The sequence below is a fragment of the Saccharomonospora saliphila YIM 90502 genome (genome assembly GCF_000383795.1).
Lineage (GTDB): Bacteria > Actinomycetota > Actinomycetes > Mycobacteriales > Pseudonocardiaceae > Saccharomonospora > Saccharomonospora saliphila.
This window is the reverse complement of sequence record NZ_KB912668.1, coordinates 69,772-75,361: the sequence shown is the minus strand read 5'-3', so window position 1 is coordinate 75,361 and position 5,590 is coordinate 69,772. Positions and strand designations below refer to the sequence as shown.

The following is a 5,590-nucleotide window of genomic DNA, read 5'->3' as shown; positions in this document are numbered from 1 at the left end:
GGGCGGCAGCGGCCACATCGGCTCGGTCTCAGGGCGGTTCACGCCGTCCTCTCTACCAGCACTCGCGGCCGAGCCGCGCGGCCGGAGCACGGAGCGTTCACATCGCCCGGGCCGGGCGGCGCGGGGCGCGCGCGTCCCGGTCGATGAACCGGCTGAGGAAGGTGAACGCGGGCTGCTCGACGAACCGTGTGAGCGCCCACCCGCACAGGATCGCGGTCGCGATCATCGCGGGGACCCAGCCGACCCAGGGAACGCCGAGATCGGCGAGGTGGCGCGCCACGATCGTGCCGAGGACATAGTGCGTCAAATACACCCCGTAGGAGATCCCCGCCAGCCACCGGATCGGTCGCTCGAGACGGGTCAGCACGCGCCCGTCCCACACCGGCTGGTGGGCCGCGACGCAGATGAGCACCAGCGCCAGCGCGTAGGCCACGACCGAGTCGCCCGGCGGCGGGTGCAGTCCGTGGGCGAGCACCACCGTGACGAGCATCGCGTAGAAGGTGGCGAAGCGCATCCGGCCCTGCGACCACCGGTACACGGCCACACCGGCGACCAGCAGGTGGGCACGGCTGAGCCCGGTGCCGTCCATGAGGTAGCTGACCCACTCGGGCGGCACGTCGCCCGGCGCCATGAACAGGTAGCGCAGCGACAGCGGCAACAGCAGCACCGCCCACAACACCCCGGTGGCCACCCGTCCGCGCACGCGACCGCTCAGGGCGAGCACGGCGATCCCGGTGAACCCGGCCACCTGCACGGGCACGGTCCAGTGCGCCAGGTCGATGTAGGCGACGTCGCGGTCAAGCACGTGGATCAGCGCGAGATTGCCCACCAGGTCCCCGTAGGTCCGCCGGGGCAGGCCCTCGGGGGCGAGCAGCTGGGTAGCCGCGAAGATCACGAGCACGGCCACCCAGAACGCGGGCAGCAGACGCGCCAGGCGCCGCAGCCACCACCGCACCGGCGTCTGTCTGCCGACGGTCATCGCGGCGAAGTAACCGGACACGGTGATCAGCACGGACGCGCCGAACGGGAAATCCATGCGCAGCGGCCCGTACGGCGGTTCGAGACCGGGCAGCGTCACGGGCGCCAGGAACGTCGCGTGGAACGTCAGCACCGCGAGGATTCCCACGACGCGGATCGCGTCCCAACTGATGTGCCGGGGCCCTCGGGGCCTGGCCTGGCCGGAACGCACGGAGGTGTCCGAGGCCTGCCGGACCTCGTGAGCCTGCACCATGAGACCGGAAGTCTAGGTCACCCGCACGTGTGGCCCCCGTTCAGGTCACGAACACGGTCCCTGGCCACGGATCACGACGACACGGGCTCCCGCAGCGCAGGCGGCGACGACATGGGCGCCCGCGCGGGTGACGGCGCAACGCGCCCGCGAGGCGTCAGGACACGGCGTCCCGGAGCGCGCCGACCCGGTCCAACCGCTCCCACGGCAGGTCCAGATCGGTGCGGCCGAAGTGCCCGTAGGCCGAGGTCCGCGCGTAGAGGGGACGCAACAGGTCGAGGTCCCGGATGATCGCGGCGGGCCGCAGGTCGAACACCGCGTCGATCGCGGCCTCGATGCGGGCGGGGTCCACGGTCTCGGTGCCGAAGGTCTCGACGAACAAACCCACCGGCGCTGCCGTGCCGATGGCGTAGGCCACCTGCACCTCGATCCGCCCGGCCAGCCCCGCCGCGACCACGTTCTTGGCCACCCAGCGCATCGCGTAGGAGGCCGAGCGGTCCACCTTCGACGGGTCCTTGCCCGAGAACGCGCCGCCGCCGTGCCGGGACATGCCACCGTAGGTGTCGACGATGATCTTGCGGCCGGTCACGCCCGCGTCCCCCATCGGCCCGCCGACCACGAACCGTCCGGTGGGGTTGACCAGCAGCCGGGTCCGCGTGGTGTCCAGCTCGACGCCGTCGAGCACCGGCGCGGTGACGTGCTCGGAGACCGCCGGCGTCAGGGTCGCCTCCACGTCGACGTCCTCGGCGTGCTGGGTCGAGACCACCACCGTGTCCAGTCGCACCGGACGATCGCCCTCGTACTCGATCGTCACCTGGGTCTTGCCGTCGGGGCGCAGAAACGGCAGCTCCCCCTGCTTGCGCACCACGGCCAGGCGACGGGCGAGCCGGTGCGCCAGCGCGATCGGCAGCGGCATCAGCTCCGGGGTGTCCGAGCAGGCGTAACCGAACATCAGCCCCTGGTCGCCCGCGCCCTGCCGGTCGAGGTCGTCAACGGCGGGGGCACCGGAGTGCTCCCGCGTCTCGAAGGCGGCGTCCACACCGCGCGCGATGTCCGGCGACTGCGCCCCGATCGCCACGTTGACCCCGCAGGAGGCGCCGTCGAAGCCCTTCGCCGAGGAGTCGTAGCCGATGCCGAGAATCTTCTCCCGCACGATCGTCGGGATGTCGGCATAGGCGTGGGTGGTCACCTCCCCGGCCATCTGCACCTGGCCCGTGGTGATCAACGTCTCGACCGCGACCCTGCTGTGCGGGTCCTCGGCGAGCAGGGCGTCGAGCACGGCGTCGCTGACGGCGTCACAGACCTTGTCCGGGTGTCCCTCGGTGACCGACTCCGACGAGAAGAGCCTGCGTTTCGACGCGCCCACGGGTCCTCGCACTCCTCCCACGGCGGCCGTCGGGCCCGCACGCCCTCCCGGTTCGGTGCTGTGCCGCCTGGGAGGAAGCCTACTGGCGCTCCCGGCGCCCCCGCACCACGTCGGCCACGGCGTCCCACACCGCGGTCGCCAGCGCGCTTTTCCGGCCAGGAGGAATGGGCCGCTCCAGCCCGTCGGACGAGAGCAGCCATCCGGTGTTGTCGTCGCCCTCGAAGGCACCGCCTTCGGTGACCGCGTTGAGCACGAGCAGGTCGCAGCCCTTGCGCTTGAGTTTCGCCCGGCCGTGGTGCAGGACGTCGCCGTGCTCGTCCCCGGTCTCGGCGGCGAAGCCGACCAGTACCTGCCCGGCGCGCCTGCGCTCGACCAGCTCCGCGAGCACGTCGGGGTTGCGTTCCAGCTCCACGACGGGGGCGGCCCCGTCCGCCGTCTTCTTGATCTTGTGTTCGGCCGCGGTGGCGGGCCGGAAATCGGCGACCGCCGCGGCCATCACCACCACATCCGCGTCGACCGCGGCCTCGGACACCGCACGGCGCAACTGTTCGGCCGTCGAGACCGGGACGAGATCGGCCCCGGCGGGCGCGGGCAGATCCACCGTGTGCGCGGCCACGAGGGTGACCTCGGCGCCGCGCTGCGCCGCCACCCGGGCCAGCGCGTAGCCCTGCTTGCCCGACGAGCGGTTGCCCAGGTACCGGACGGGGTCCAGCGGTTCGCGCGTGCCACCCGCCGAGACCACCACCCGCAGCCCTTCGAGGTCCCGCGGCAGCGCGCCGGGGCGCGCGAGCAGCAGGCGGGCGAGATCCACGATCTCGCGCGGATCGGCGAGTCTGCCCCGGCCGGTGTCGGCACCGGTCAACCGGCCCGCGTCCGGCTCGGTGACCACGGCGCCACGGGAACGCAGCAGGGCCACGTTGTCCCGGGTGGCCGGGTGCTCCCACATCTCGGTGTGCATGGCCGGGACGAACGCCACCGGGCAGCGCGCGGTGAGCAAGGTCGAGGTCAGCAGGTCGTCGGCGAGACCGTGGGCCGCACGGGCCAGCAGGTCGGCGGTGGCGGGCACCACCAGCACCAGGTCGGCCTCCTGGCCGACGCGCACGTGCTGCACCTCCGGCACCCGGGTGAACACCCCGGTGTCGACGGGGTGCCCCGACAACGCCTCGAACGTGGCGGCGCCGACGAAACGCAACGCCGCCTCAGTCGGCACGACACGCACGTCGTGCCCCGACTCGGTGAGCCCGCGCAGGACCTCGCACGCCTTGTAGGCGGCGATCCCGCCGCCGACACCGAGCACCACCCGGCCTCGCGCGGTCACCGGCGGACTACTCCCCTTCGGTGTGCTCGAGCAGGCCCGAGTGGATCTCCCGCATCGCGATGGAGAGCGGCTTCTCCCTCGGCCCCGGCTCCACGAGCGGGCCCACGTACTCGAGCAGACCCTCGCCGAGCTGGGCGTAGTAGTCGTTGATCTGGCGGGCGCGCTTCGCGGAGTAGATCACGAGCGCGTACTTGGAGCTGACCTTGTCGAGCAGGTCGTCGATGGGCGGGTTGGTGATGCCTTCGAGCTGTTCACCCTGCGGGCCCAGCGTAATCGAGGTCACTGACTGTGCTCCGTCTCGTCGCATGCGGTATCTCGGCCGGTCACCAAGCTTAGCAACTCCCGCGCGGCCGTCCGCACGTCGGCGTTGACGACGTGCGCGTCGAACTCGCCTGCCGCGGCCAGCTCGCGCTCGGCCTCGGTCAGGCGGGCGTGGACGGCCTCGTCCTGCTCGGTGCCGCGCCCGGTGAGCCTGCCGACCAGTTCCGGCCACGACGGCGGCAGCAGCATCACCAGCCGTGCCTCCGGCATGGCCGCGCGCACCTGCCGCGCGCCGTTGAGCTCGATCTCCAGCACGGCAGGCCGCCCCGCCGCCAGCGCCCGCTCGACGGGCCCGCGCGGCGTGCCGTAGAAGTTGCCCGCGAACTCCGCGTGTTCGAGCAGCTCGCCCGCCTCGACCATGCTCGCGAATCGGCTCCGGTCGACGAAGTGGTAGTGCTCGCCGTCCACCTCACCCGCGCGGGCCGGGCGGGTGGTCACCGAAACACTGAAGTAGATGTCCGGGCACAGCCGCCGCAGCTCGCCGACGACGCTCGACTTGCCGACGCCGGACGGTCCCGAGACGACCGTGAGCCGGTGCCGGGCGGTCCGCTCCGGCACCGGCTCACGGTGTGTCGCACGACCGCCCGTCGGGCCGGCCGCGTCCGAGCCGCGTTCGTGCTCGCTCACTCGCCGCTGAACTCGGCGAGCAGCGCCTTGCGCTGACGGTCGCCGAGGCCACGCAGTCGACGGCTGGAGGCGATCTCAAGGCGCTCCATCGTCTGCTGCGCACGCACCTTGCCCACGCCCGGCAGGGCCTCCAGCAACGCGGAGACCTTCATCTTGCCGAGAACCTCGTCCTCGTCGGCCTGCTTCAGCACGTCGGCGAGGGTCGTGCCGCCGCGCTTGAGCCGTTCCTTGAGCTCCGCGCGAGCGCGACGGGCGGCGGCGGCCTTCTCCAGCGCCGCAGCACGCTGTTCCTCGGTGAGCTGGGGAAGTGCCACGTTTTCCTCCGGTGTTACTCAAAATTCTGGGTGGGTGTGGCGACCGTACCCACCCACGACCTGGACACTCAATGCGGGGTGGCGCCGACCGCGACGTCGCCGACATGCGTCGACGCCCCGGCACACGCCGCCGTTGTCACGTTCGACAGATCGCGCCAACGGCCCACGGCCGCACCGGGCGCACGGCGTGAACCGGTGGGGACCGTCGGCCGTGTGCGGTTGCCCGGTGGTCGCGCCGAAACCCCGCCTCGGACGCCACGCGGGCTACCCTAGTGCAAGATCAAAATGCGTGCGGACCAGGGCATGAACTAACCGTCGTCGGACGCGGGCCCGGTCGGCGCGAGCTCGCGCGCGGTGCGCTGAACGGCGGCGCGCAGGGCCACCGGGTCCGGCCCGTGCCGCAGGATCTCGCGGGA

At 72.3% G+C, this 5,590-nt stretch carries 6 protein-coding genes; all 6 read right to left on the bottom strand.

Annotated elements, in window-relative coordinates; genetic code table 11:
- Positions 1-97 precede the first annotated feature (97 nt).
- The 6 genes from SACSA_RS0111340 to mihF all read right to left on the bottom strand — a co-directional run bounded on the left by SACSA_RS0111340 (position 98) and on the right by mihF (position 5,174).
- Complete coding sequence (locus tag SACSA_RS0111340; protein WP_019815974.1) at positions 98-1,231, bottom strand: acyltransferase family protein; 1,134 nt, start codon at positions 1,229-1,231, stop codon at positions 98-100.
- 154 nt (positions 1,232-1,385) lie between these two features.
- Positions 1,386-2,594, bottom strand: coding sequence for a methionine adenosyltransferase (gene metK / locus SACSA_RS0111335; protein WP_019815973.1), 1,209 nt, complete (start codon positions 2,592-2,594; stop codon positions 1,386-1,388).
- 79 nt (positions 2,595-2,673) lie between these two features.
- Entirely contained in the window at positions 2,674-3,912 is a 1,239-nt protein-coding gene (gene coaBC, locus SACSA_RS0111330) for a bifunctional phosphopantothenoylcysteine decarboxylase/phosphopantothenate--cysteine ligase CoaBC (protein ID WP_157596822.1), read from the bottom strand.
- Between the two features lie 7 nt (positions 3,913-3,919).
- Entirely contained in the window at positions 3,920-4,219 is a 300-nt protein-coding gene (gene rpoZ, locus SACSA_RS0111325) for a DNA-directed RNA polymerase subunit omega (RefSeq protein WP_232212927.1), read from the bottom strand.
- Positions 4,192-4,860 (bottom strand): guanylate kinase, encoded by a 669-nt coding sequence (gmk, locus tag SACSA_RS0111320; RefSeq protein ID WP_019815970.1) that lies wholly within the window; start codon positions 4,858-4,860, stop codon positions 4,192-4,194. The genes rpoZ and gmk overlap by 28 nt, the downstream gene beginning before the upstream one ends.
- On the bottom strand, positions 4,857-5,174 hold the full coding sequence (gene mihF, locus SACSA_RS0111315; protein ID WP_005455668.1) for an integration host factor, actinobacterial type: 318 nt from the start codon (positions 5,172-5,174) through the stop codon (positions 4,857-4,859). The genes gmk and mihF overlap by 4 nt, the downstream gene beginning before the upstream one ends.
- Positions 5,175-5,590 lie beyond the last annotated feature (416 nt).

What these genes read in the sequence shown, in the direction of transcription:
- SACSA_RS0111340 (WP_019815974.1), bottom strand. Translation starts at nt 1,231, where the DNA reads ATGGTGCAGGCTCACGAGGTCCGGCAGGCCTCGGACACCTCCGTGCGT.
- rpoZ (WP_232212927.1), bottom strand. Translation starts at nt 4,219, where the DNA reads ATGCGACGAGACGGAGCACAGTCAGTGACCTCGATTACGCTGGGCCCG.